Below are 25,808 nucleotides of genomic sequence, written 5' to 3'. Positions count from 1 at the left end.
GATCGCGCAGATTGCGGTCAGAATCCGGCCACATCTCACCGTAGCGTCGCCAGTATGAGCGATCGAGTCATCACCTTGCGCCAGGCCCGGACGAACAACCTTGCCGCGATCGACCTCGACGTACCGCGCAATCAGCTGGTGGTCTTCGTCGGGCGATCGGGGTCGGGGAAGTCGTCGCTGGTCTTCGACACGATCGCGGCCGAGGCCGGGTATCAGCTGAACGAGACCTACCCGCCGTTCGCGCGGAACCGGTTGCCGAAGTGGAAACGTCCGGAGGTCGAGCACATCGACGGGCTGACGCCGGTGATCGTCGTCGACCAGCGGCGGATCGGCGGCAACGCACGGTCGACGGTCGGCACGACCACCGACAGCTGGACCTACCTGCGGCTGCTGTTCTCGCGGCTCAGCGAGCCGTATGTCGGGGAGTCGAACCGCTTCTCGTTCAACGATCCGAGTGGGATGTGCCCGGTGTGTTCGGGGCTCGGCGAGGTCGTCGTGAGCGCCGTCGAGCGATTCCTGGACCTCGACAAGTCGTTGGCGGACGGGGCGATCCGGCTGCCTGGGTTCGGCCCGGGCAAGTACTGGCATGCGCAGTACGCCGACATCGGCTCGTTCGATGCGGACACGCCGCTGCGCGACTGGACGCCGGGCGAACGGGAGGCGCTGTTGTACGGCGGCCACGCGGCGGCGAGGCTCGGCCGGAAGCTGCCGAAGGACTACGAGGGCGTGGTCGAGCGATTCGAGCGGGTGTACCTGCACACCGCGGACAACCTGTCGGAGCGCAAGCAGGAGACGATTCGGAGGTTCACCCGGTCGGCCGTGTGCGCGGAGTGCGCCGGAGAGCGGCTGGCTGCGGATGCGCGGACCGCGACGGTGCGCGGGCGGACGATCGGTGCGCTGGCGCAGCTGGAGATCACCGAGCTGCTCGAATACGTGCGGGCGATCGACGAGCCGGCTGTCGCGCCGGTGGTGTCGGCGCTGGTCGGGCGGCTGGAGGCGATGGTGACGATCGGGCTCGGCTATCTGGCGCTCGCGCGGGCGACTACGACGTTGTCGGGTGGGGAGTCGCAGCGGATCAAGACGGTCAAGCATCTCGGCTCGAGTCTGACCGAGCTGACGTACGTCGTCGACGAGCCGACCGTCGGGCTGCATCCGACCGACGTCGATTCGATGATCGCGCTGCTCGAGCAGTTGCGCGACAGCGGGAACAGCGTGCTGGTCGTCGAACACGATCCGGCGGTGATGCGGCGCGCCGACCAGATCGTCGAGGTCGGGCCGGGAGCTGGCGACGGCGGCGGGCGGGTCGTGTTCCAGGGCACGTACGACGAACTGCTGCAGGCGGACACGCCCACAGGCCGCGCACTCCGGCGGGAGGTGGCTGGAGAACCACAGAACGGCAAGCGGGGCACGAAACCGCTCGAGGCTGGTGGGGATGAGACGGCTGGCTCGGAGAGGGCGGCGGGGGAGCGGCTGGGGCGTGCGGCGCGCGGGGTGGTGGTGGCCGGCGCGGAGTTGGGCGGGCGGGGAGGTGGGGAGTTGGTGGTTCGGGGGGCATCGAGGAACAACTTGCGCGGGGTGACGGTGGGGGTGCCTTCGTCCGGGATGACGGTGTTGACGGGGGTGGCCGGGTCGGGGAAGTCGAGTTTGGCGGCGGAGTTCGTGGCGCAGCATGGCGCGGTGGTGGTGGATCAGGCGGGTGTCGGGGGTGGGCGGCGGTCGACGCCGGTGACGTATACGGGGATTGCAGCGGCGATTCGCAAACTGTTTGCCCAGCGCAACAATGTTTCGCCGGCGTTGTTCAGTGCGAATTCCGCGGGCGCGTGTCCGGAGTGCCGTGGGCTGGGTGTGGTGTATACGGATCTGGCGTTCCTGGAAGGGCAGGAGGTGGTTTGCCCGGAGTGCGCCGGGCGGCGGTTCACGAGTGCCGTGCTCGAGTACACCGTCGGTGGGTATTCGATCGCGGATGTCGACCGGTTGACGATCGAGCAGGCCATCGCGGAGTTACCGGACGCGGCGATCGCGCGCGGTTTACAGCAGTTGGCGGCGGTCGGGCTCGGGTATTTGCGGCTCGGGCAGTCGCTGAACACGTTGTCGGGTGGTGAGTGCCAGCGGGTGAAGATCGCGAAAGAGCTGCGGGTCGCCGAGCCGGGGACGGCGTACGTGCTGGACGAGCCGACGACGGGGCTGCACCTGGACGACATCGCGACGCTGCTCGGCGTCCTGGATCGGCTGGTCGAGCGCGGGCACGCGGTGCTCGTGGTCGAGCACAACCTGGAGGTGATCCGGCGGGCCGACTGGCTGATCGACCTCGGGCCGGGGCCCGGGCGGCACGGCGGGACGGTGCTCTACGAGGGCCGGCCGGAGGCGTATCGCGGCTGGGGGACGCCGACCAGCCGGGCGCTCGATGGGGTGCGCGATCACGCCCGGTGACGGGGTGTCGCGGAATCCGTGGCGGTGTCGGCGGCGAGTGGCGTTGACGGGTGCGGGACGACGGTGTGTTATCCGAAGTGGGACCGGTGTTTGGCCGGACTCGTAGGCTGTGATTTTCCGTCGATCCGCCCCTGACACCGCGGAGGGTGCAATGAACGATTTCCAGGAACAGGCGAAGAACTGGCTCCGGAACGTCGTCAAGCAGAACCCGGACAAGATCAAGGCCGGCGTGCAGAAAGCCGGCGATCTGATCGATCAGCAGACCGGCGGGAAGTACGCGGAGAAAGTCGACTCGGTGCAGGAAAAGGTCGGCAAATACGTCGACTCCCAGTCCGGTGGCGCGCCCGCGGATGTGCCGGAGGGCCCGGGGAACCGTTCCGAGGATGTCCCGGAGGGGCCGGGTAATCGCTCCCACGACGACGGCGCCACCACCGTCGGCGGTGAGGTCCCCGAGCCGTCCCCCGACAGCTCCGCCGGTTCCGACGCGGCCGGCGCCGAGACCGGAAGCACGGTGTCCGGCACCGACGACACCGCTGTGGACGACGCCGGCCAGACCGCGGGCGCGGACGACGCGGGCGCGGAGGAGAGCGCAGGGGCGGACGACACGGCGGGCGCAGGCGAGAGCACAGGCGCCGGCAGCCTGGACGAGAGCCTCGCGCCGGAGACGGATGCTCCGACCGGCGACGGCGCCACCCAGAGCACCGGCGGCCTCCCAGGCCCCCGCGAGTAGCAGCGGGACCCGCCGCCAGCAGTAGCGGAGAGTAGTCGGCCATATCTACCATGTCATCCTCGGGAGGATGCCATGGGGAGAACGAGACGGCGGTCGGCGCGGTTTCGTTCCTGGGGCTGGGTTCTGGTGGGGTGCGCCGCGGTTGCGGCGTACACCCACAACTGGCGCACCGTGCTGGTGCTGTGTGGCCTCTGGCTGGTCTACATCCTCTTCTTCTGCCGGGTGCGATGCCGGGTCGAGACGGCCAAACACCAGCCCTGCGGGTGGATCGTGCGGGGTTTCGTCGGCACCTGCCTCTATCACGACGGCTTGAAGCACGGCGTCCCCCGGTTCGTGCGCGGGCGCGGGTTCGTGGGCCTTCCCGACCTGATGTGGCCGCGGGAGGATTTCGCCGGGCCGGCCATGGCGCGCGTGGAGCCGCCGCCGAAGGTCACCGCGGATCAGCGGACGGCCGCCGCCGAGTCGAAGTACGAGCGATGGGGTGTTCTGATCGCTGTGAGTGCGCTCGTGGTGACGATTGTCGGGGTGGTTCGGGACTTCGTCGCCGGGTGAGAAACGGGGGACCAGTACGGGTGCTGGTTCGTTGGTGCGACGGGGTCGCGGATGTGGTCAGGGCGTGCGTGAGTGTCCGTCTTGACCGGGTGGTGGGGCGCGCCTAGCGTGGGGAATACGAAGGGATTACTCCACCTGACGGTGGCGGTTATAGCAAGCTGAAAGACTGCGACGGCGAGTTGCGACGCTGTCGGTTCGACGGCGCTCCGGCGGCCCCAACGGTTCCGGATGATGTGGCCGCACTGCGGCAGGCCAGTTGGCGGCGACGCCCCCGATGCCGGGCTGCCGATTTCGCCGTACCCGGTGATTCCCTTCGACCGACTGCCACAGTTCCGCCCGGTGCGGGACTCGACGAGGGGAGAGGCCGATGCCACTCGCGGCTCTGCCGACGGCGGTCTCCGCCGGGCTGACCCTGATCGGACTGCTGATCGCGGCGCTCCTGGCCTGGATCGGTTTCACCCTCTCCCGCCGCAAGGCCGCCGACAACACGGCCGCCGCGGCGAACGCGCGGCTCGAAGCCGCGACGATCACCTCCGGGGCGAAGTCGCAGGCCGAGCTGATCAAACGGCAGGCCGAGGAGGAGGCCGCCGTCCTGCGGGTGCGGGCCGAGACGTCGGAGCAGCGGGCCGAAGAGATCCGGCGCGCCGCCGAGGACCGTGCGTCCGAGGTCCGGCGGGACGCCGAGCAGCGCGCGTCCGACCTCCGGCGCGAGGCCGAGGCGGAGACGCAGTCGATTCGCGACGACCTGCGCGAGCAGCGGCTGGAGATGGAGCGCCGCGACCACCGGCTGACCGAGCGCGAGGAGCGGCTCGACGAGCAGCACCGGGTGCTGGAGGAGCGGCAGACCGAGCTGACCGCGCAGCTGGCCGAGCTGGACCAGCGCAAGGCCGAGATCAAGGATCTCGAGGAGGAGCGCCGGCGCATCCTCGAAGGCGTCGCGAATCTGACCGCCGAGCAGGCCAAGGCCGAGGTGGTCGCCGCGATCGAGACCGAGGCGAAGCGGCACGCGCATTCGATCGTCCGCGAGATCGAGCGGCAGGCGCACGACGAGGGCGAGACGAAGGCGCGCAAGATCATCACCGGCGCGGTCCAGCGGCTCGCGTCCGAGCAGACGAGCGAGTCCGTCGTCTCGGTGGTGCATCTGCCCAGCGACGACATGAAGGGCCGGATCATCGGCCGCGAGGGCCGCAACATCCGGTCCTTCGAGCAGACCACCGGCGTGAACCTGATCATCGACGACACCCCCGAGGCCGTGCTGCTGTCCTGTTTCGACCCGGTCCGCCGGGAGACCGCGCGGCTCACGCTCGACTCGCTGGTGCTGGACGGGCGGATCCACCCGAGCCGGATCGAGGAGATCTACGAGCGCAGCAAGGGCGAGGTCGCCGAGCTCTGCGAGCGCGCCGCCGAGGACGCGATGGCCGAGGTCGGCATCACCGACCTGCACCCGGAGCTGATCCGCACGATGGGTCTGCTGCGCTATCGGACGTCGTACGGGCAGAACGTGCTGAAGCACCTGATCGAGTCCGCGCACATCGCCGGGATGATGGCCGCCGAGCTGGGGCTGGATCCGAAGCTCTGCAAGCGTGGCGCCTTCCTGCACGACGTCGGCAAGGCGCTCACGCACGAGTCCGAGGGCAGCCATGCGATCGTCGGCGCCGAGCTGGCCCGCAAGTGGGGTGAGAGCGACGACGTCGTGCACTGTATCGAGGCGCACCACAACGAGGTCGAGGTGCGCACGGTCGAGGCCGTGCTGACCCAGGCCGCGGACGCCGTCAGCGGCGGTCGCCCCGGCGCGCGCCGCGAGTCCCTGGAGGCCTACGTCCAGCGGCTCGAGCGGCTGGAGGAGATCGCGATGCACCACGACGGCGTCGAGAAGGTGTTCGCGATGCAGGCCGGGCGGGAGATCCGCGTGATGGTCCTGCCGGACGCCGTCGACGACATCGCCGCCCAGGTGATGGCGCGCGACATCGCCAAACAGGTCGAGGAGGAGCTCACTTACCCGGGCCAGATCCGGGTCACCGTCGTCCGCGAGTCCCGGGCCACCGAGGTCGCCAAGTAGGCAGGATCAGACGTCTTCGCGCAGATGCGTCGGCGTGACGTCGATCGGCTTCTCGGCCACCTTCTCGTGCGGCGCCACGCTGTACTGCCGCTCGACCTCGGGTTTCAGCACGGTCGTCTCCTCCCGCCGCCGCGGATTGGCCAGCCGGTACGACAGCCAGATCCCCGCCGCCCCGGCGAGCATGATGATGATCCCCAGCGCCGGCAGGTTCAGCCGCTCCGAGGTGTCCCGTACGGCGAACGCGATGATGGCGCCCGCCGTCATCAGCGCGATCCCAGCTCCGATCCGCATCGCCAGCTCCTTCCGAACGCCCCGGCCCCGTGACGTGGAGTAGTGGATTTCACTCCCAGTACCCAACCCGCCACACCGGTATGCGATCAGCGGAAGGCGTTCTGGCCGGTCAGCGCCTGGCCGATCACGAGCTGGTGGATCTCGGAGGTGCCTTCGTAGGTGAGGACGGATTCGAGGTTGTTGGCGTGCCGCATGATCGGGTACTCGCCACTGATGCCGTTGGCGGCCAGGATCGTCCGGCACTCCCGGGCGATCGCGATCGCCTCGCGGGTGTTGTTCAGCTTCCCGACGCTGACCTGCTCGGGCCGCAGGGCGCCCTTCTCCTTGAGCCGGCCGAGGTGGACGGCGAGCAGGATGCCCTTGTTCAGCTCGACGGCCATGTCGGCGATCTTGCCCTGGGTGAGCTGGTAGCCCGACAGCGGCTTGTCGAAGACCGTCCGCTCACCGGCGTACGCGATGGCGGTTTCGAGGCAGTCGCGGGCCGCGCCCATCGCGCCGAAGACGATGCCGAAGCGGGCCTCGTTCAGACACCCCAGCGGCCCCGAAAGCCCCTGCGCCTCGGGTAGTACGGCGGACGCCGGCAGCCGTACGTCGTCCAGCACAAGCTCCGACGTGACGGAGGCGCGCAGCGACATCTTCTGCTTGATCTCCGGCGCCGAGAAGCCAGGCGTCCCAGCCGGTACGACGAAGCCGCGGACGCCTTCGTCGGTGCGCGCCCAAACCACGGCGACGTCGGCCACCGAGCCGTTGGTGATCCACATCTTCGAGCCGTTCAGAACCCAGTCGTCGCCGTCGCGGCGTGCGTTGGTCCGCATACCGCCGGGGTTGGAGCCGAAGTCGGGCTCGGTCAGCCCGAAGCAGCCGATGGCCTCGCCGGCCGACATCCGCGGCAGCCACTCCTCCTTCTGGGCGGCACTGCCGTACTTCCAGATCGCGTACATCGCCAGCGACCCCTGCACCGACACGAGCGACCGCATCCCGGAGTCGGCCGCTTCGATCTCCAGACAGGCCAGCCCGTACGCCACTGGGCCGAGCCCGGCGCAGCCGTAGCCGGTCAGGTGCATGCCGAGGAAGCCCAGCGAGCCCAGCTCCTTGGCCAGCTCACGCGCCGGGATACTGCCGCTCTCGAACCACTCCGGCAGTGCGGGCCGCAGCCGCTCGTCCGCGAACCGCCGTGCGGCCGCCCGGACGTCGACCTCCTCCGCGGTGAGCAGCGAATCGACGTCGACGAGGTCCAGGGAAGCGGTCATGGCCACACGCTAACGGTTACCAGACCAGTGCGAACGAGGTTTTCGTCACTTCCGGTAGAACGGCCACCACCAGTGCCGCTTCCGCGGGTGCCGCACGGTCACGGAGCTGTACTTCGCCGTCCCCTGAACAATGAGGTGGACGCCGTTCGTCGTGGCGCCGACGGTCCGGTTGTTGGCCGACCCGCCGTGCAGCTCGACCTCGTCCAGTGACACCGACCAGCCGACCGGAACGATCATGGTGATCGAGCTGTGCGTCAGAGCCGCGCTCACCGTCACCTCTGGTGAGTGGACGACGGCGTCGGTGAAGTCGAGCCGGGCCGAGGAGTGCGTCAGCTCGGCCGACACCCGCTCGGGCACCTGCCACGCGCCCTCACGTTTCTGCGAGCTGTGCGTCGCCCGGATCGACACCTCCGCTGGCGCCGTCCGGCTGCGGACCGGTACGAGATCGGCTGTCGCGGTCCGCAGCTCCAGCTGGGTTTTCGCCGCGTAGACCTGGGTGAGCCGCTCGTCCAGCTCCTGGAAGTCGAGTCGCCCGTCGGTGTGCGCCTCTTGCAGCAGCGTGGCTGCCTGCTCACGGTCCTTGTCCGAGGCCCGTTGGCCGGGCGGCGGCTGCTCCAGACTCATGAGCCAACGGTACGCCGGGCGCGTGTCGCCAACGCAATACACCGGGGTCGTCACCATCGGTCGCGACCTGGGACAATGACCGACGTGAATCCGCGTACCGTCGTCATCCTCGGCTCGACCGGCTCGATCGGCACCCAGGCCCTCGAGCTGATCGGCCGCAATCGGGAGCGGTTCCGGGTGCTGGCGCTGTCGGCCGGCGGCGACAACGTCGGGTTGCTGGCGCAGCAGGCGCTGGAGTTCGGCGTCGAGGTGGTCGGGGTGGCGAAAGCCACCGTCGCGCAGGATCTGCAGCTGGCCTTCTACGCCGAGGCGCAGAAACAGGGCTACGCGCAGGGCGACTTCCGGATCCCCAAGATCGTCACCGGTCCGGATGCGTCCAGCGAGCTCGCCGCGCTGCCGTGCGACGTCGTACTGAACGGCATCACCGGTTCCGTCGGCCTGCACCCGACGCTGGCCGCGCTGGACGCCGGGAACACGCTTGCCCTCGCCAACAAAGAGTCGCTGGTCATCGGCGGCCCGGTGGTGACACGGCGCGTGAAGCCCGGTCAGATCGTTCCGGTCGACTCCGAGCACAGTGCGATCGCGCAGTGCCTGCGGGGCGGCTCGCCGGACGAGGTGCGCCGGCTGCTGCTGACGGCGAGCGGTGGGCCGTTCCTGGGCCGCAAGCGCAGTGAGCTGGCCGACGTCACGGTCGAGCAGGCGCTCGCGCATCCGAACTTCGCGATGGGCCCGGTCGTCACGATCAACTCGGCCACGCTGGTCAACAAGGGGCTGGAGCTGATCGAGGCGCATCTGCTGTTCGGCGTCCCGATGGACCGCGTGGACGTCGTCGTCCACCCGCAGCAGGCCGTGCACTCGATGGTCGAGTTCCACGACGGTTCGACGATCGCGCAGGTCTCGCCGCCGACGATGACACTCCCGATCGCGCTCGGCCTCGGCTGGCCCGACCGGATACCGGACGCGTCCCCGCCGTGGGACTGGGCCGCCGCGAGCAGCTGGCAGTTCCTGCCGCTCGACGACGAGGCCTTCCCCGCGGTCGGCCTGGCCCGCGAGGCGGGGAACCGGGGCGGAACGGCGCCTGCTGTGTTCAACGCGGCCAACGAGGTCTGCGTGCAGGCTTTCCGGGACGGCCGGCTGCCCTTCCTGGCGATCGTCGACACAGTGGCCCGGGTGCTGACCGATCACGACGTACCCTCGTACGAGGAGCTGTCCGTGACCGACGTCCTGGCCGCGGACGCCTGGGCCCGGGAGCGGGCCCGCGAGATCACCGGAGTACAGGAGACCACGAACGCATGACCGCATTGCTCACCTTCATCGGCATCGTGCTGTTCGTGATCGGCATCCTGGTCTCGGTCGGGTTGCATGAGGTCGGCCACATGGTGCCCGCGAAGGCCTTCGGGATGAAGGTCACCCAGTTCTTCGTCGGCTTCGGGCGGACGCTCTGGTCGGTCAAGCGTGGCGAGACCGAGTACGGCATCAAGGCGATCCCGGCCGGTGGGTTCGTCCGGATCATCGGGATGCTGCCGCCCGCCAAGGGCCAGGACCCGAACAAGGTCCGCAAGGCGAACACCGGCCCGATCCAGTCGATGGTGGAGAACGCCCGCTCCGCGGAGTACGAGACGATCGACCCGGCCGACAACGGCCGGCTGTTCTACCAGAAGCCCTGGTGGCAGAAGCTCATCGTGATGGCCTCCGGCCCGCTGGTGAACGTCGTCATCGCGTTCGTCCTGTTCGGCGGCCTGTTCATGCTGTACGGCGCGAGCGTCGCGCAGACCACGGTGTCCACCGTCACCGACTGCGTGATCCCCGCCTCCCAGGCGACGGCGGACCGGAAGTGCACCGATGCCGACAAGGTCTCCCCGGCCAAGACCGCCGGGTTCCAGGTCGGCGACAAGATCCTGTCCTTCAACGGCACGGCGATCTCCAGCTGGGACGACCTGACCCCGCTGATCCGCGCCAACACCGACCAGGCCGCGACGATCGTCGTCGAGCGCAACGGTCAGCAGCAGACGCTGCGGACGAACACCATCCTGAACCAGGTCCGCGAGAAGGCGGGCTCGGACAAGGTCGTCTCGGTCGGCTTCCTCGGGGTCTCCCCGGAGATGAAGGTCGAGCGGCAGGGCCCGGGGTTCGTGGTCGACAAGATGGGTGAGCTGACCGTCGCCACCGTGCAGGCGATCGGCAACTTCCCGGAGAAGCTGGTCGGCGTCGCGAAATCCATCGTCGGCGGCGAGCGCGACGAGAACGGCCCGATGAGCGTCGTCGGCGCCAGCCGGGTGGCCGGCGAGATCGCCGCCAACCAGTCGCTGACCGGCGGCGAGCGGATCGCGTTCCTGGTCTCGCTGCTCGCCTCGCTGAACCTGTTCCTGGCCCTGTTCAACTTCATCCCGCTGCTGCCGCTGGACGGCGGCCACATGGTCGGCGCGATCTGGGAGGGGATCCGGCGCGGTGTCGCGAAGCTGTTCGGCCGGCCCGACCCCGGGTACGTCGACGTCGCCAAGCTGCTGCCGATCGCGTACGTGATGGCCAGCGTCATCGTGGTGATGGGCGTGCTGCTCGTCATCGCCGACATCGTGAACCCGATCCGGCTCTTCAACGGCTGATCACCCACCACCTCAGTGAGTAAGGAATCATGAGCATCAACCTGGGCATGCCCGCGCTGCCGCCTCCCGTTCTGGCCCCGCGCCGTAAGACCCGCCAGATCAAGGTGGGCAAGGTGCTGGTCGGCGGCGACGCGCCGGTCTCGGTGCAGTCGATGACGACCACGCTGACCTCGGACGTGAACACCACGCTGCAGCAGATCGCGGAGCTGACTGCGGCCGGCTGCGACATCGTCCGGGTCGCCTGCCCGTCCCAGGACGACGCCGACGCGCTGCCGGAGATCGCGCAGCACTCGCAGATCCCGGTGATCGCGGATATCCACTTCCAGCCCAAGTACGTGTTCGCGGCGATCGAGGCCGGGTGCGCGGCGGTCCGGGTGAACCCGGGCAACATCCGCAAGTTCGACGACCAGGTCAAGGAGATCGCGGCCGCCGCCAAGGACCACGGCACCTCGATCCGGATCGGCGTCAACGCCGGCTCGCTGGACCCGCGGCTGCTGAAGAAGTACGGCAAGGCCACCCCCGAGGCGCTCGTCGAGTCGGCCGTCTGGGAGGCGTCGCTGTTCGAGGAGCACGGTTTCCACGACTTCAAGATCTCGGTCAAGCACAACGACCCGGTCGTCATGGTCCGCGCCTACGAGCTGCTCGCCGAGCGCGGCGACTGGCCGCTGCACCTGGGCGTCACCGAGGCCGGCCCCGCCTTCCAGGGCACGATCAAGTCGGCCACGGCCTTCGGCGCCCTGCTGTCCAAGGGCATCGGCGACACCATCCGCGTCTCGCTGTCCGCCCCGCCGGTCGAGGAGGTCAAGGTCGGCCTGCAGATCCTGCAGTCGCTGAACCTGCGTGAGCGCAAACTCGAGATCGTCTCCTGCCCCTCCTGCGGCCGCGCCCAGGTCGACGTCTACACCCTCGCCGAACAGGTCACCGCCGGCCTCGAAGGGATGGAGGTCCCCCTCCGCGTCGCCGTCATGGGCTGCGTCGTCAACGGCCCCGGCGAAGCCCGCGAAGCCGACCTCGGCGTCGCCTCCGGCAACGGCAAAGGCCAGATCTTCGTCAAGGGCGAAGTCATCAAAACCGTCCCCGAGTCCCAAATCGTCGAAACCCTCATCGAAGAAGCCCTGCGCATCGCCGAAGAAATGGGCGAAACCACCGCCACCGGCGAACCCACGGTCACCGTCGGATGACGCAGTACGTCGTCGTCAGCGCCGTCCGCGGTGAGGCGCGGTATGTGCCGGAGGGTTTGCCGGTGGTGATTACCGGCGTGGGGAAGACGGCTGCGGCGGTGGCGGTGGCGCGGCTGTTGGGGGAGCGGGATACGTCGGATCTGGTGGTGCTGAACGTTGGTACGACGGGGGCGCTGCGGGACGGGGTGTCGGGGTTGTACCTGCCCAGCACGGTCATCAACCACGATGTGAACGCGGAGGCGATCCGTGGCATCGGGCTGGATCCGCAGGAGGAGCTGGCGGTCGAGGGTGGTGACGGCAGTGTGCTCGCGTCCGGCGATGTGTTCGTCACCGATCCCGTCGTCCGGGCTCGGCTGGCGGAGCGGGCGCAGCTGGTCGACATGGAGGCGTACGGCGTGGTGTACGCGTGCCGCGAGTTCGGCGTACCGGTCCGGGTCGTGAAGCACGTTTCGGACGACGCCGACGACAGCGCCCGCGACTGGCCGGCCCTGGTCGACCGCAGCGCCAAGATCCTGGGCGAGTGGGTCACCGAGTTCGTCGCCTCGTCAGGTGGATGACCAACCGTTGTTGTGCCGACTCGGCTTCCATCGGAAGGAGGCTGAGTGGACTCCTGATGAGGGCTGCCGGGAGGTTCGGCGGTGCCGGGGCTGCGGGGACATCCCCTGGCAGGGCTGGAGCCATGAGTACGACGAGCGCAACCGGTGTGTGCGGTGTGGGCTGCCCGCGCATCTCGATCCCGGGTACGAAGCTTGACCTTGACCCTGGGGGGAGGGTTTAGCGTCGGGGAGAGGAGGCGGGATGCGGATCGGGATCTGGCGGCGGCGGCCGGGGTGACGGTGAAGGCGGTTCGGTACTACGAGGGCCAGGGGCTGCTGAAGCCGCGGCGGGCGGCCAACGGGTATCGGGTGTACGACGCCGAGGATGTGGTGATCGTGCGCGAGGTGAAGGCGCTGTTGAGCCTTGGGCTGACCGCGGAGCAGACGTATCCGTTCATCGAGTGCCTGCGGGCCGGCAACGATCGGGCTGATGTGTGCCCGGCGTCGCTGACGGCGTACCGGATCCGGATCGCGGAGGTGGAGCAGCGGATCGACGAGCTGACCGCGCTACGCGAGCGGCTGACCGGCCTCCTGACCGATGCCGAGAGCTGGAGGACGAATGAGTGAGCTGCAGGTTGTCGACGAGACGACGTTCGACGAGCTGGTACTGCGGGCCGGAAAGCCCGTCCTGGTCGACTTCTGGGCTCAGTGGTGCCCGCCCTGCCATCAGATCGTCCCGATCCTCGAGCAGATCAATGCCGAACGCAACGACCGCCTGACCGTCCTCAAACTCAACGCCGACGAGAACCCCGCGATCACCGCGGCCTACCGCGTCCAGGCAATGCCCACGCTGATGCTCTTCCAGCACGGCCGCCCGATCTGGGCCGTCGTCGGCGCCAGGCCCAAGGCCAAGCTCCTGAAGGAGCTGGACGACGCGCTACTCGCCGCCGTCTAGCCGCGCAACCACCGCCGTCATCACGGCCGCCCAGTGTGCACGCTGGCGTTCGCGCTCCGCCGCGTCCGCCAGCCGCTCCTGGTGAAACCGCAACACGGCCTTCGAACCGGAGCCCGTCACCGTCACCTGCACGGTCGTCTCGTGCGACCAGTCCGCCGGCTGCCAGGTCAACCGCACTCGCCCGTGCGCATGCAGACTGCGCACCTCGCCGACAGTGCCGTCGACGGTCTCGTACGTCGCGCCGTCCGTCAGCTCAGCCCCTTCGCCGAGCCAGACCGCCACCCCGGCCGGGCTCATCACGAACGCCCACACCTCATCGGCCGTGTACGGCACGGTCTTCGAGACGCCGATGTTCCACCCGACGTCCTTCGTCAGCCCGGTCGGCATCAGAGCGCCGACTGCTGGTGGAAGACGACGCGCCACTCACCGGAGCTGTCGTTCCACACCGTGCTCGCGTACGACGGCAGCTGCCGCTCCGACCCGTCCACCAGCGCCACCACGTCGACCCGGTACGTGACGACGGCGGTGTGCTCGTCGACGACGATCACCTGCTCGCCGCTGCGATCGGTGGTCAGATACGGGTTCTGGTTCGCCTGGATCCCCGGGACGGCGGCCGCTTTGTCGATGATGCCCCACTTGCTGACCGCGAGCGCGTCGTCCCGCAGCCACTGCGCGTAGAACGCGCCGTCCCCCTCCCGGTTCGCCTTCCAGAGCTGGTCCTCGAGCTCGAGCAGCGTCTCCGCGACCGACATGCCGATCCCTCCTGTAACTGGTTATACCGGTGTGACACCGAATATAGTGGTTACATGAAGCCAGGAGCAAGACGTCTGACCGGAACCGACGGCGTCTCCCACACCTTCGATCCCGGCAGCTTCGCCCTCGAGCTGATCCTCAGCGGCGGCCCTCCGCCCTGGGATCGCTACGAAACCCTGCGTACCACCACGGACGCCGCCGCCTGGCTCGCCGACTCGTATCTGGCCGCCGACTTCCCGCTGACCCCCGCCGACGTCCGCCTCACCGAAGCCGAGCTGGAGCGCCTCAAGGAGTTCCGCTCCATCCTCTGGCGGGTGGTCCCACCGCTGACCGGCGGTGAGGTGCCCGGCGTCACCCCGGGCCCGCTCACCGCCGCCGACCGCGCGCTCATCAACAGCGCCGTCGCCGCCACCCCCGCACCCGAGCTCGACGACCACGGCGTCCTCCGCCGCCGGACGCCGATCACCGGCGACCAGGTCCTCGGCGCCGCCGCCCGCGACCTGATCGCCATCATCGGCACCGACCAGGTCAGCCGCCTGCGCATGTGCGAAGGCGGCAACTGCGCCCTGATGTTCTACGACACCTCGCGCCCCGGTAATCGCCGCTGGTGCTCGATGCAGCGGTGCGGTAATCGCCACAAGGTCGGCAACTATCGCACCCGCCACACCACCTAGCGTTTCCGGAAGAACCACCGCTGGCAGGGGCCGCCGTGGTAGAACCACGTGATGACCTCGGCCTGGGGTGTTCGTTTGCAGTCGGCAACATCCATCGACAACCCGGTGGCCGCCTGGATGATGCTGTAGCTGCCCTCCGGGCTGGGCTCGATCCGCCACAGCTGGCACTCGGTGTCGTTGCTCGTCCACAGCGTGATAGATGCCGCGGGCAACTTCGAGCAGCCCTCGACGTCGATCACCTTCGAAGTCTTCCCGTCGACGATCCGGTACAGGTCGTCGCCGAGACTCTGCAGCTTCCACTGCTGGCACTGGCTGTCCGGGAAGTCGTCCCACATGCGGACGTTCGCGCCGTCCTGGGTCTGGCAGTCCTCGACGTCGAGGGCCCCGGTCGCACTCGTCGCTGCCCACGTCCGGTACCGGGCCGTCAGGTTCTCGCCGAGCTGCGTCGCGTTGTACGCCGGCCGCAGGATCCACTGCTGGTTCGCGGCCTGACCACAGGTCTCCTGCTTGACCTGCTCACCGTCGTTCGGCGATCCGCCGATGATCGACAGACACTTCGAGCTGTGCGCGACCTTCAGCTGGACGACGGTGTCGTAACTGGAGCCGTCGACGTACGTCAGCGTCACCTGCTGGTTGGCGGTCGGCTCGCCGTTCCCGTTACCGCACGACCACTGGATCAGTTCACCGCCGTCCTCCATGCTCCAGCCGCCGATGTCGGCGCAGCGCAGCGCGTTCTCGCCGGTCGCGGTGTGGACGGCCTTGATCGCGTACTGCTCCGTCCCGCCGACCTGGTCGATGTGGAAACGGGCGTTCAGCGCCTGTGTCTCGCACTTGTACTGCACGTACTTGGCGAGGTTGTTCGGATCGGCGTTCCACACGTTCAGGCACTTCCCGCTGTTACGGTTGACCAGCTCGTACTCCCGGTGCTCGATGTCGAACTTCGGCCCGGTCACCGCCCCGGTCTCGCCCTCCCAGCCCTTCACCCGGTCCGCGAACGCCGTGCCGCTCGACCGGAAGCTGAACACCTGCCGATCGACCGGAGCCGTGCCCCCGGCGTACAGGATCGCGACGTCGTCCCGCTTGTCCTGGTCGTAGTCGCCGGTGGTCAGCGTCGCCTTCGACAGGTCGAGGTCGACGGTCTTGCGCCACCAAGAGCTCTGCGTCAGCGCCGTCCCGTTCGACTGCAGCACGGTCAGCCCGGCATCGGTCTGACCGGCCGTGACGCCGTACTCGTACAACGCGACGATGTCGTCCTTCCCGTCCCCGTTCACATCCGCGACCGCGGGCCGCGCCTTCTCCCAGCACAAGCCGCCGGCGCCGGAATCGAAGATCGTCCGGGCCGCGGCGAACGAGCTACCCGTCGAGCGGTACAGGTCGACCGTCGTCCGGCAGCCGTTCAGGTTCCGGACGCTGACCAGGTCGAGCTTGTTGTCGCCGTCGATGTCGGCGAGCAACGGCGCGCTGGCCGACCAGGGGTTGCCGGCGGCCGACGTCACCCAAGTCGTCGGGGTGGCGAAGTTGTTCGCGGCGCGGTAGACGAGCGAGCTCCAGCTGTCGGTTCCGGCGTTCTGGACGACGATGTCGTCCTTGCCGTCACCGTCGACGTCGCCGCCGATCATCCGCGCGGTGCTCAGCGGCCAGCCGTTCGGCCCACTGGTCCACAGCGCCGGCGGCGCGTCGTACCGGTTGCCGTCCGACTTCAGCTTGTAGAGCCAGATCTGCCGGCCGGCGCCCTCGCGGAACAGCGCCAGATCGGTCTTGCCGTCGCCGTCCAGATCACCTTGGACCGGCCGGGTGCGGTAGAGGTTGAAGCCGCCGCCCTCCCGGCTGTCCCAGCCGATGTACCCGGGGAAGAAGGTGCTGTTACCGGCCGAGCCGAAGTTCCACACCGCGGTGCGGCCGTAGCCGTGGTCGACGACCGACGTCACGTCCGCGCGGCCGTCACCGTTCACGTCGTTGCGGACGTGGGTCCGGGCCGGCGCCTCCTCCTCGAGCGCCTGCAGACTCCACTGGCGGAACTTGTCGCTGAGGTTCCCCGCGCGGTCCACGGCCTTCACGAACAACATCGCGGACGGCGGACTCTGCGACCCCTCGGGGATGTCGATCGTGACCGGGATGGTCGCGGTACCGCTCGCGTCCCGCTTGACCCGCATCGTCATCTTGTCCTGCTGGTATCCGAACAGGAACTCGGTCACGTCGGTGTCGGCCGCCGCGCCGATCTTGAACGTGACCTTGCCCGCCGTCCGGAGCTTCGTCACCGGCTCGCCGTTGGGGAAGTCGGTCGACTGGACGATCGGCATCGCCGGCTTGATCTTGTCCACGACGAACCAGCACTCCGGCGTCGGCGGGCCGCTCGCATGCGCGTCGCGCGTCGTGGCCTTGTACCGGTACGGCGTGTTGGCGATCAGCTTGTCGACCGGGACCTCGGGCCAGGAGAACGCCGCGCCGCTGACCGTCGGGCCGACGTCGGAGGCGTACACCTCGGTGCCCGCGGCGTCCAGGATCTGCAGCTTGGTCGTCACGTTGTCGCCGGCGTCGGGGTCGTTCGCGATCGCCCCGAACTGCGGCTGCAGGGTCGCGATCGCCGTCGGCGACTGCGCCGTGCCACAGGGCCGCGGCCGGGTGAAGTTGAGGTTCTTCGGCATCCGCGGCGGCGTGTTGTAGTCGATCGAGATGACCGCGGTGTTCGGGTGGAACTTCTTCCACTGCCAGCCGTCGGACTCGTTCTCCGCCCGCAGCCCGAAGGCGACCTGCGGCTCGCGCCGGTCGGCGATGCCCTGGACGATGGTGCGCAGCGTGTCGTTGCCGAACTCGATCGGGTTGTCCTCGTGCCACGGATAGGCCTCACCGGTCGAGGTGGCGACGTGCTGGCGCCAGTACCCCTCCTGGTTGCCCCAGTTGACGACGTCCGTGGTCTTCAGCTGGTTCAGCCACCACAGCTGGACCGGGCGCGCGACGCCGTCCGGCGACTTGTTGATCGTGATCCGGAAGGTGGCCTTGATGATCTGGCTGCCCGCGATCGTCTGCGCGCCGTTCGTGGTGTTCAGCAGGAACATCGAGCGGTACCGGTGGTTGGTCTCGCCGTAGATCGCGCCCATCTTGGCGCCCTCGTCGTTACGGTCGTACGCCCAGCCGTGGTCGCTGCCGGACATCTTCGTGCTGACGTGCAGCCAGTTGACCAGCCCGCCGCTGAGCGACGGGTCGATCAGCACCGGGTACTTCGTTGCCGGATCGGCGAGCAGCCCGCGATCCGGCGTCAGGTCCATCGTCGTCCCAGCCAGCTTGATCCCGATCCGCGCCGTCTTCCGCGCGGCGTCCCACATCGTCGGCGGGGGAGCGGTGAACACCGTCTCACCCTTCTTGCCCTGGGCAACGGTCGTCCCGTCCTTGCGCACCGAAAGCTTGAGGCTGTCGCTGCTGATCGGGTACCGCAGCGTCCGCAACGCCGGATTCCCCGCCGCCGCCCGGTTCTTCACCACCAGCAGATGCTGGAAGTCCGTGATCCCCACCACGATCCGCAGATCGACCCCCGGCAACACCTCCGGATAAGTCGCCGTGTCCCCACTCAACCGCGGCGCCGGCAACCGCCCCGGCCATCCCATCGCAACCTGCTGCCCCCGCCTCCCGATCGTCAGCAAATGCCCCGACCCACCCCCCGACAACACAACCGGCGTCACCGCCGCCCGCGGCCGAATACTCCCGTCAGCCCCCTTCACCAACGTCGCATCCGGCTTCACCCACCCCTTCCCCCGCCGAACCCGCACCGGCACCGCATGCTGCTCCAGCGTCTTCGTCCCATCCGGATTCGCAAACACCGACCCCGTCTCCGACCGCAACCCCTCGACCTCAACCCGCTTTCCGGTCTCCCGGGCCCGCGTCGTCGCCGTCCCCATCGGTGAGAGATCTCCGGCCGCCGTGTCGAGTGCGGCCGGCGCCTCGGGTCCGGCTCCGGCTCCGACGGCAGATACCGTTGCCATCGGCCACAACAATCCGGCAGCGGCGACCCCCGCTGTCAAAGCTCCCCATCGCATCTGCGATCACCTCACTGTGAAGACCCCACGGAAACAGGCCGGCCGGGGCACGGCGGCGCCCAGCTCGATGTCCTACGTTCGCAACCGGCGCCGGGCATCGTCTCGAGTTGACCCGAACGATGCCCGGCGCGGTGTATGGCGACGGTCCTAGTCGATCCCGGCGCCGCCGACGACCTGTGCGGTCCGCAGGTCGACCGCGAAGTCGCGCGGTTCGTCGTCCTCGGGATCCGCCACCCCACGGAGCAGACCGTCGCCGATCTCGTCCACCCGGAGCCCGTCGAAGGCGATCCGCGGTGATGTCCAGACGATGCCGTCCGGGCCGACCGCCGTGATCGTCCAGCGACCGATCAGCAACAGCAGGCGTTCGCTGACGGCCGGCCGGACATCCATCACCGGATCATCGATCTCGAGCTGCTCGGAACGAGCCGGCGCCAGTACGTCGGCGAGGAACGCCGTCCCGCGGTCGACGACGCACAGCCGGACCGGGCTCGGCGTCGGGTACAGGCCGGTCGCCGCGGTCCGTACCAGCGCCTCGCCGCCGAACTCGCCGGTCCACGCCGGGCCGCTGCTGGGCTCGATCGTCACGAAGATGCTGCCGCGACTCCCGGCGACGAGCTCGACGTCGGCGCCGCCGGCCGCTGGGAGATCGGTGAGCTGCGCCTCGTACTCCGCCGGGAAGACCCGGCCGGGGCCGATCACTTGCCTCGCCTCGTCGGGTTGAAGAAGCGGTGCATGATGAGCTCGGAACGCCCGCTGGCGGTCGGCCGGGTGGCGATCTCGAAGTTCCCGCTCCGTCCGTTGATGTTGCCGGGCAGCTTGTACATGATCGAGTCGTTGCTCATCCCGGGTTTCGGTTTGTTGAAGAAGTTCTGCGTCACCGTGCGGGTGCCCTTCGAGAATATGACATCGTCGAACGACTCCGGGAAGTTGTGGAACGGCCCGGGCTCGTCACTGGCCCGCTTCAGGACCCGGGACGAGTTGAACTTGTTCGTCGCCCGCTCGATACCCCGGGCGGCGGTCTGGATCCGCTTGGTGCTGGCGGCGAGCCGGATCGCGGTCATCGCCCCGCGCACCGCCAGCGCCCCGACGCCGCCGGTGATCGCGCCGATGGCGATCGTGAGAGCGACTTCGGCGACGACCTGCAGGATCATCGCGCGGTTCTCGTAGACCCATTTGGCTGCCTTGACCGCGACGGCCTTGGCCGCGTGGGCTACTGCTTTGGCCGTCTTGACCGCGGCGGCGGCCGCCTTCTTGATCGAGCCGACGGGATCCTTGCGGATCTCGTTGACCTTCTTGGCGACCTTGACCGCGACTTTGACGGTCTCCTTGACGACGGTCTTGATCGTCTTCTCGACCTGTTTGATGACCTCGACCGGGTGGGTGACGACGTACTTGACCGCCTCGAGGGTTTCGGTGGCCCGGTCGCGGACCCAGGTGACGACGGTCGAGGCGACCTGGATGGTCTCCTTGTACTGCTCGACGACGCGCTGGGTGACGGTCTTGGAGACGGTCTTGATGCTCTCGACGATGCTGCTGAACCAGGACATTCCGTCCGGGTCGCTGAATGTGATCGGGTTGTTGTTGCTGTAGGTATAGGCGTTCAGCGTCTGCGGATCGGCGATCGTCACCTTCGGATCGACCGAGATGAACTTGCCGATCGTCGGGTCGTACTCGCGGGCTCCGAGATGGACGAGTCCGGTGGACGGATCGTTGGTACCGCCGACGAAGCCGCGCTGCCCCGGCCAGTCGGCCGGCGCCGTCCCGCGGCTGTTGCCGTACGGGTCTTCGCGCCGCCGCTGCACCGTTTGCGTCGCGTTGTCGGCCACGGCGGTGTTCGAGGTGCCGTGGTGGTCGGCGCCGAGCCAGCTGACCTTGTCCTGCTGCCGGACGGCGACGGTCTTGCCGCCGAGCTGGTAGTAGCGGGTGCCTTCGGCAACCGTTGCGTTCGGCTTCAGCAGCAGTTCGGTGTTGCCCAGGTAGAGCGTCGTACCGGTGTTGTCCCGCCGGATCAGCCGCTCGCCGTTGGCGTCGTACAGGTACGACGTCTCCTGGCCGCCGACCTTCTTGACGGACTCCAGATCACCCTCGTCGTTCCAGTTGTAGTCCTCGGCAGCGCCGCCGCCGATCGTCCGCTGGGTCCGGTCGCCGCTGGCGTTGTAGGTGTAGGTGTCGGTCCGGCCGCCGGCCGGCATGCCGGTACCGGTGGTGATGACCTTCTGTACCGCGTGCGGCTGAGCCTGCCCAGCTGCCGGGTACTTGTAGGTCGCCGTGGTCGAGCCGCCGGCCCAGGTCTTGGTCTCGCTCTCCCGGTTGCCGACCTTGTCGAACGTCCACTTGTGCCAGTACGGCGCCGGGCCGCCCAGGCTCGCCGCGGTCGGAGCGGCGGCGCAGTCACCCGGAGTGTTGTCCTCGCCGGCCTTCGGCGTCCAGGCTCCGGTCATCCGGCGCAGGTAGTCGTAGCTGAAGCACTGCGTGTCGGTCTGCTCGCCGCTGGCGCTCGACGGGGTGTCGTTGAGCTGCTTGATGTTGCCGGAGTCGTCGTACAGGTACTCGACCTCGGAGACCCGCCGCGGCAGCGTCTCCTTCTCGGTGGTCACCTTCGAGAGCCGGCGGGTGCCGTCCTCGTAGCTGTAGCCGATCGAGAGCCACTTGCCGTTCGCCGAGCCCATGGTGATCTTCTCGGCCTCACCGAACGAGGTGTACGTCGTCCCGCGGACGTACGTCGACAGACCCGAGGCCAGCGTGGTCGGCTGGTCCTGCGCGTTGTAGCCGTAGGTCAGCGTCTCGGCCGGCAGGGTACCGGCCTGCGGCAGCGTCTCGGTCGCGAGCTGGCCGTCGTCCTTGTAGGTGCTCGCGAACTTGTACGTGCCCTTCAGCGCGCCCTCGTTGGCCGGGATCTCGTACTCGCTGCCGGTGGCCCGGCCGCGGTCGTCGTAGCCGGTCACGCGGCTGACGTACCTGTTGCCGTTCTTGTCGATCCGGGTCGACGAGGTCGGCATGCCCGGGAGCAGGGTGTCGTAGACCCACTCCGCGACGGTCCGGCCGGTCGGCCCGCCGTCACGTTTCGCGGTCGTCCGGCCGAGGACGTCGTACTCGAAGGCCGTGATCTTGCCGCGGCCGTCCTTCGTGGTGATCAGCCGGTCGAGCTCGTCGTAGGTGTTGGTCGTGATGCCCTTGTCCGGGTCGGTCTCCTCGATCTTCCGGCCGAAGATGTCGTACTTGTAGCTCCACTTGTTACCGGCCGGGTCCGTGACGGACGCCAGCTGGCCCTTCGCGTCGTACGCGTACTTCGTCGAGTCGTACGCGCCGGTCGCACTGTCGCCGGTGTACTGGCGCAGCTCGAGCAGCCGGCCCTGGACGTCGGTCACCCGGGTCACCGGGGTCTCGCCGGTCGGCGGGTCGATCGTCTCGCTGTCACCGCTGTAGGTGTGCTTGGTCTCCCACAGCACGTTGTTGAAGGACTTCACCTGCTCGACGGTCGGGCGGCCGGCCAGGTCGTACTGGGTGACCTTCTGGGTCGGCAGCTCCTCCTCGACCGGGATCAGCAGCTGCTCGGTGACCGGGGTGTCCGAATAGAACGGCCCGTCCTCCTTCACTTCCAGCCCGCGGCTGTCGTACTGGAGGTTGTTGACGATCGAGCCGCCGGTCCGGCCCGTCTCCTTGGACTGCCGGGGCCGCATCAGGCCGTCGAACAGCTGGATCGAGTCCTCGACGCTGTTGTCGCTCTGCAAGGTGCGCGTGGTGACGGACGACGGCGAGTTGGCGAAGATGCCGTAGGTGTACTCGACGTCGGCCGTGGCCGCGTTGTCGGCCGCGGCCGCCAGACCGGCCACGTTCGCGCCGGCCTTGGCGGAGAAGTTGGCCGCACCGGTGCGGCCCGGGTACCAGACCTTCGTCGTCCGGCCGAGGGCGTCGTACGTCACCTCGGTGCGCTTACCGGCCTCGTCGACCGTGGCGACCTGCTGACCCCAGGCCGGCTCGAGCTCGATACTCGTCTTGTGCCCGTTCGGCTTGGTCGACTCGACCTTGGTCACCGGGCCGGGGCCGGCCGGGGTGTAGACGACCGAGCTGCTCTGGTTCTTGGGGTTGGTCATCTTGATCGCGCGGCCGAGCGCGTCGTACTCCGTCGTCCCGGTGACCTGGTAGTCCGGCAGCCCGTTGGCCTTGAACCCGGACAGCCGCTCGGTCTTGGTGACGTTCCCACGCTCCGGCGCCGCGTTGATGTCGGTGGCGCCGTCGTAGTAGGTGCGGTTGTCGGAGATCACCTGGTCCTGCGTGTACGGCTTGCCGCAGGCGACGCCGACGGTGAGCTCACGTTTCGGGATCTCGCTGATCCCGGCGGCCGCGTTGGCCGTGTACTCGTAGGTGGTGCAGGTGTCGTCGGAGTCGGTGCCCAGGTCCTTGAGGTCACTGCGGCTGAGCAGAACGCCGTTGTCGTCGTACTTGTTGGCGGCCTGGCTCTTCCGCTGACCGCCGCCGGTGAGCGTCTCGAACTGGCGGTTACCGCTCTGCTGGACTTGGAAGGCGCTGACGGTCGCCCACGGGCGGACCCGGGTCGAGGTCGCCTTGGAGACCCACTGCTCGTTGACCGTCCGCTGGACCACTTCGGCGCCGTTGAAGGTCCGGGTCTCCAGCGGCTGCCCGGTCAGCGGCGCCAGGTCGTCCACCTTCACGCCGGTGGAGTCGACGACGTAAACGTCCTTGAACTTGTCCTTCTCCTTCAGCCGGTCGCCGTCCATCCCGCGGAAGTAGCGGTTCTCGGTGACGATCTGCGGCCCGCCGACGTTGCCCTTGCGGACGATCGTGCGGTCGTAGCCGCGCCACTGCGACCAGGTCTTCTGGCCGATCTCGACCAGGCCGTCCTCGTCGTCGTGCCGCCAGGCCGGGGCGTCCGGGTACTCGACGGTGGTCACCATCGGCTGGGTGCCGGTGACCCGGTCGGTCTCGGTGACGGTCTTGACGACGTACTTGTGGAACCAGTCCTCACGCTCGGTGGAGCCGGGCGGCGTCCACTTCATCGGGTGACAGCGACGCCCGTTGGTGTCGGCGGAGGCCGGTTTGTCGTTGGGTGCGCAGTCCGTGCCGTCGTACTTGACCGCGAGCTCGCCGCCGGTGCCGTAGGAGACGCGGTTGACGCGCCACCACTTCATCTCGGGCAGGTTGTCGCCGGCGGCGTCGACCCGGTTGGCGAGCTGCTCGCCGTCCAGGTTCACCTCGGGGATCGGTACGCCGCCGGCGCTGCCGACGTGACCGGCGTACGTGATCGCCTCGAGCCACAGGCCGGGCTTGGTGCCGTCGCCGTTGTCGGGGAAGGTGTGCCGCAGGTTCCAGGTGCTGACCAGGTCGAAGGTCGTGCCGCGGTTGACGTAGGTGCTGACTTTGGTGAGCTTCTTCGTGGTGAAGAACGCCGGGTTGAACTTGTTGTCGCAGTTGGCCGGCTGCGTGCCGCCGGCGCCGATACAGCGCTGGTCGAGCGGCGTGTCCGGGTAGTCCTCGGGCTTTGCGCAGCCGCTGTTGTCGAGGCACCGCTCGGCGGTGCCGAACTCGACCTTGCCGACGGCCTTGGTGCTGAAGACGGCGCCGTCGCGCTGGCCGTACTCGATGGTGCGGACGTTGCCGCCGCGCACGTACGGCGTCACCGCGGTCGCGGTGGAGTTGCGGCCGTAGTAGTTGGTCTCCTTGTCGTAGAACAGGCTCATCGTGTTGCCGTGCCGGTCCACGACGTAGTCCAGGTTCCACTTGTAGATCTGCTGGCACCACGAGCCGGCGAAGTTGCCGGTGGCGAAGCACTGCTCACCGGAGTGGTTGCCGAAGACCGGGACCGTCCAGCCCGAGTTGGTGCGCTGGTCGGTGGCGCCGGGCAGCTTGTTCAGGCCGAAGTAGTACTTCGTGCCGTCCTTGGTGGTGAGCCGCCAGTACTCGCCCTTCTCGGCCGCGAGCCGGCCGTCGTCGCCGTTGTCGGCGCCGGAGAGCTTCTCGATCACCGAGCCGTCGTCCGCGCGCGGGCGCCAGGCCCCGGTCGTGTCGTCGCGGACCAGCTCGCCGCCCCTGCCGTTCAGCGTGAAGGTCGCGTTCTCACCGGCCCAGCACAGGTCGCCGGTCGCCTTGGTGCCGTTGTTGCCGGACTGCTCGTTCTTCGACGCACACGAGGCGAACCGCTGCTCGATCGAGCCGCCGGGCTGCAGTTCGAAGCCCTGGCCGCCCCACGAGGGCTGGTTGTTGGTGGCGGCGGTCCGGCCGTCGACGCCACCGGAGGTGTAGTCGAGGCTCAGCTTGGGGGTGGGACCGCCGTTGCTCGGCGGGACGTTCATCGGGTACTGCCAGGCGAAGTCGCCCGACGAGCCGCCGACCTGCCAGGTCGCGGTCGGCGCGAGCTGGGAGGCGCCGAAGTTGCCGGTACCGCCGGACGGGCCGGCCTGGACGGCGAACGTCGAGGCCTGCGCACCGACCGGGACCTCCGCGGTCAGGGTGCCGGAGCCGTTGTTCTGCACGGCGAGCGGCTTGCCGGTCGACCGGTCGACCACGCGCAGGCGCTGGGCCCAGTCGCCGCCGAAGGCGTCGCGGAAGTCTTCGTAGCGGAGTTGGAGGGAGACCTTGCCGCTCTTGGCGACGCCGTCCGTGCGGTTGAGCTTCAGTTGCAGGCCGTCGGCGCCGAGGCGGGCCAGATCGACCTTCACCTTGGTCGGGGTGGCATCGGCGGTTGCGGCCGCGGCGGTGGTCGCGGCGGCCGAACCGATCCAGACGGGCAGGGCGCCGGCCTGGGTCTTCTTCCCGGCCGGGCGGCCGCCGGCCAGCGTCGCGCTCCAGTTCGAGGAGACTGCCGGGACGGCGACCTCGGCGGCGCCGGCCTTCGGCCAGGTCACCTTGTTCGGCGCCGGTTTCGCGGCGGCGGCTTCGGCCGGGTCAGCGGCCTTGGGGATCGCTTTGAAGGGCTTGGTGGGGACCGGTTTTTCCTTCTTGGCCTTCCAGGCGGGGTCGTCCTTGAGGGGGGCCGCGTTGGCGGCCGGGCCCCAGAGGGTGGCTATCAGCGCAGAGGCGACCACGGTGGTGATCGCGACGCGGCCGGCCCGGCGCCGGGCGGCAGGGGCATTGGGCATGGGCATGCTCTCTTCTCGGGAGGGCAGGGAACAAGGACATTC

19 protein-coding genes are annotated in these 25,808 nt (G+C 68.8%); 11 read left to right on the top strand and 8 right to left on the bottom strand.

What is annotated here, in order from left to right; translation table 11 throughout:
- Positions 1 to 54: 54 nt before the first annotated feature.
- The 4 genes from HPO96_RS37785 to rny all read left to right on the top strand — a co-directional run bounded on the left by HPO96_RS37785 (position 55) and on the right by rny (position 5,771).
- Positions 55 to 2,430, top strand: a complete 2,376-nt coding sequence (locus tag HPO96_RS37785; RefSeq protein WP_171670038.1) for an ATP-binding cassette domain-containing protein — start codon at positions 55 to 57, stop codon at positions 2,428 to 2,430.
- 151 nt (positions 2,431 to 2,581) lie between these two features.
- Complete coding sequence (locus tag HPO96_RS37485) at positions 2,582 to 3,160, top strand: antitoxin (protein ID WP_202885439.1); 579 nt, start codon at positions 2,582 to 2,584, stop codon at positions 3,158 to 3,160.
- A 72-nt stretch (positions 3,161 to 3,232) separates the two neighbouring features.
- Positions 3,233 to 3,712: a hypothetical protein gene (locus HPO96_RS00505; RefSeq protein ID WP_171670036.1), complete on the top strand. Its 480-nt coding sequence runs from the start codon at positions 3,233 to 3,235 to the stop codon at positions 3,710 to 3,712.
- Between the two features lie 367 nt (positions 3,713 to 4,079).
- Positions 4,080 to 5,771 carry a ribonuclease Y gene (rny, locus tag HPO96_RS00500; RefSeq protein ID WP_171670035.1) on the top strand — a complete coding sequence of 564 codons (1,692 nt, stop codon included), beginning with the start codon at positions 4,080 to 4,082 and terminating at the stop codon, positions 5,769 to 5,771.
- Positions 5,772 to 5,777: 6 nt separating this feature from the next.
- Here the strand turns inward: rny and HPO96_RS00495 are convergent, their stop codons facing one another.
- The 3 genes from HPO96_RS00495 to HPO96_RS00485 form a co-directional block, all read right to left on the bottom strand.
- Positions 5,778 to 6,062, bottom strand: coding sequence for a DUF6458 family protein (locus HPO96_RS00495; RefSeq protein WP_184999623.1), 285 nt, complete (start codon positions 6,060 to 6,062; stop codon positions 5,778 to 5,780).
- An 86-nt stretch (positions 6,063 to 6,148) separates the two neighbouring features.
- Entirely contained in the window at positions 6,149 to 7,312 is a 1,164-nt protein-coding gene (locus HPO96_RS00490) for an acyl-CoA dehydrogenase family protein (RefSeq protein WP_171670033.1), read from the bottom strand.
- 45 nt (positions 7,313 to 7,357) lie between these two features.
- The gene (locus HPO96_RS00485; RefSeq protein WP_171670031.1) at positions 7,358 to 7,936 is read right to left on the bottom strand and encodes a DUF1707 SHOCT-like domain-containing protein; all 579 of its coding nucleotides are present in this window, start codon (positions 7,934 to 7,936) and stop codon (positions 7,358 to 7,360) included.
- An 84-nt stretch (positions 7,937 to 8,020) separates the two neighbouring features.
- Between HPO96_RS00485 and dxr the strand changes: the two genes are divergently transcribed.
- The 6 genes from dxr (at position 8,021) to trxA (ending at position 13,211) form a co-directional block, all read left to right on the top strand.
- Complete coding sequence (gene dxr, locus HPO96_RS00480) at positions 8,021 to 9,232, top strand: 1-deoxy-D-xylulose-5-phosphate reductoisomerase (RefSeq protein WP_420371452.1); 1,212 nt, start codon at positions 8,021 to 8,023, stop codon at positions 9,230 to 9,232.
- The gene (locus tag HPO96_RS00475) at positions 9,229 to 10,539 is read left to right on the top strand and encodes a M50 family metallopeptidase (protein ID WP_171670028.1); all 1,311 of its coding nucleotides are present in this window, start codon (positions 9,229 to 9,231) and stop codon (positions 10,537 to 10,539) included. The genes dxr and HPO96_RS00475 overlap by 4 nt, the downstream gene beginning before the upstream one ends.
- 29 nt (positions 10,540 to 10,568) lie before the next feature.
- On the top strand, positions 10,569 to 11,720 hold the full coding sequence (gene ispG, locus HPO96_RS00470) for a flavodoxin-dependent (E)-4-hydroxy-3-methylbut-2-enyl-diphosphate synthase (protein ID WP_202885438.1): 1,152 nt from the start codon (positions 10,569 to 10,571) through the stop codon (positions 11,718 to 11,720).
- Positions 11,717 to 12,277: a nucleosidase gene (locus HPO96_RS00465; RefSeq protein ID WP_171670027.1), complete on the top strand. Its 561-nt coding sequence runs from the start codon at positions 11,717 to 11,719 to the stop codon at positions 12,275 to 12,277. Before ispG ends, HPO96_RS00465 begins: the two co-directional genes overlap by 4 nt.
- Before the next feature lie 192 nt (positions 12,278 to 12,469).
- Positions 12,470 to 12,883: a MerR family transcriptional regulator gene (locus HPO96_RS00460; protein ID WP_337796449.1), complete on the top strand. Its 414-nt coding sequence runs from the start codon at positions 12,470 to 12,472 to the stop codon at positions 12,881 to 12,883.
- Positions 12,876 to 13,211 carry a thioredoxin gene (trxA, locus tag HPO96_RS00455; protein ID WP_171670025.1) on the top strand — a complete coding sequence of 112 codons (336 nt, stop codon included), beginning with the start codon at positions 12,876 to 12,878 and terminating at the stop codon, positions 13,209 to 13,211. The genes HPO96_RS00460 and trxA overlap by 8 nt, the downstream gene beginning before the upstream one ends.
- Here trxA and HPO96_RS00450 read toward each other — a convergent pair.
- Positions 13,194 to 13,598: an SRPBCC domain-containing protein gene (locus HPO96_RS00450; protein WP_171670023.1), complete on the bottom strand. Its 405-nt coding sequence runs from the start codon at positions 13,596 to 13,598 to the stop codon at positions 13,194 to 13,196. The two genes, trxA and HPO96_RS00450, sit on opposite strands and share 18 nt — an antisense overlap.
- Positions 13,598 to 13,963, bottom strand: coding sequence for a nuclear transport factor 2 family protein (locus HPO96_RS00445; RefSeq protein WP_171670022.1), 366 nt, complete (start codon positions 13,961 to 13,963; stop codon positions 13,598 to 13,600). Before HPO96_RS00445 ends, HPO96_RS00450 begins: the two co-directional genes overlap by 1 nt.
- 54 nt (positions 13,964 to 14,017) lie before the next feature.
- Between HPO96_RS00445 and HPO96_RS00440 the strand changes: the two genes are divergently transcribed.
- The gene (locus tag HPO96_RS00440; RefSeq protein ID WP_171670020.1) at positions 14,018 to 14,638 is read left to right on the top strand and encodes a CGNR zinc finger domain-containing protein; all 621 of its coding nucleotides are present in this window, start codon (positions 14,018 to 14,020) and stop codon (positions 14,636 to 14,638) included.
- Here the strand turns inward: HPO96_RS00440 and HPO96_RS00435 are convergent.
- The 3 genes from HPO96_RS00435 to HPO96_RS00425 form a co-directional block, all read right to left on the bottom strand.
- Positions 14,635 to 18,615, bottom strand: coding sequence for an RICIN domain-containing protein (locus tag HPO96_RS00435; protein ID WP_171670018.1), 3,981 nt, complete (start codon positions 18,613 to 18,615; stop codon positions 14,635 to 14,637). The genes HPO96_RS00440 and HPO96_RS00435 overlap by 4 nt on opposite strands.
- Before the next feature lie 201 nt (positions 18,616 to 18,816).
- Positions 18,817 to 19,368: a hypothetical protein gene (locus HPO96_RS00430; protein WP_171670017.1), complete on the bottom strand. Its 552-nt coding sequence runs from the start codon at positions 19,366 to 19,368 to the stop codon at positions 18,817 to 18,819.
- Positions 19,365 to 25,766 carry an RHS repeat domain-containing protein gene (locus HPO96_RS00425; RefSeq protein WP_171670015.1) on the bottom strand — a complete coding sequence of 2,134 codons (6,402 nt, stop codon included), beginning with the start codon at positions 25,764 to 25,766 and terminating at the stop codon, positions 19,365 to 19,367. Before HPO96_RS00425 ends, HPO96_RS00430 begins: the two co-directional genes overlap by 4 nt.
- Between the last annotated feature and the right edge of the window lie 42 nt (positions 25,767 to 25,808).

The sequence above is a fragment of the Kribbella sandramycini genome, assembly GCF_013131805.1.
In the GTDB taxonomy this organism is placed as follows: domain Bacteria; phylum Actinomycetota; class Actinomycetes; order Propionibacteriales; family Kribbellaceae; genus Kribbella; species Kribbella sandramycini.
This window is presented reverse-complemented; position numbering and strand designations above follow the sequence as displayed.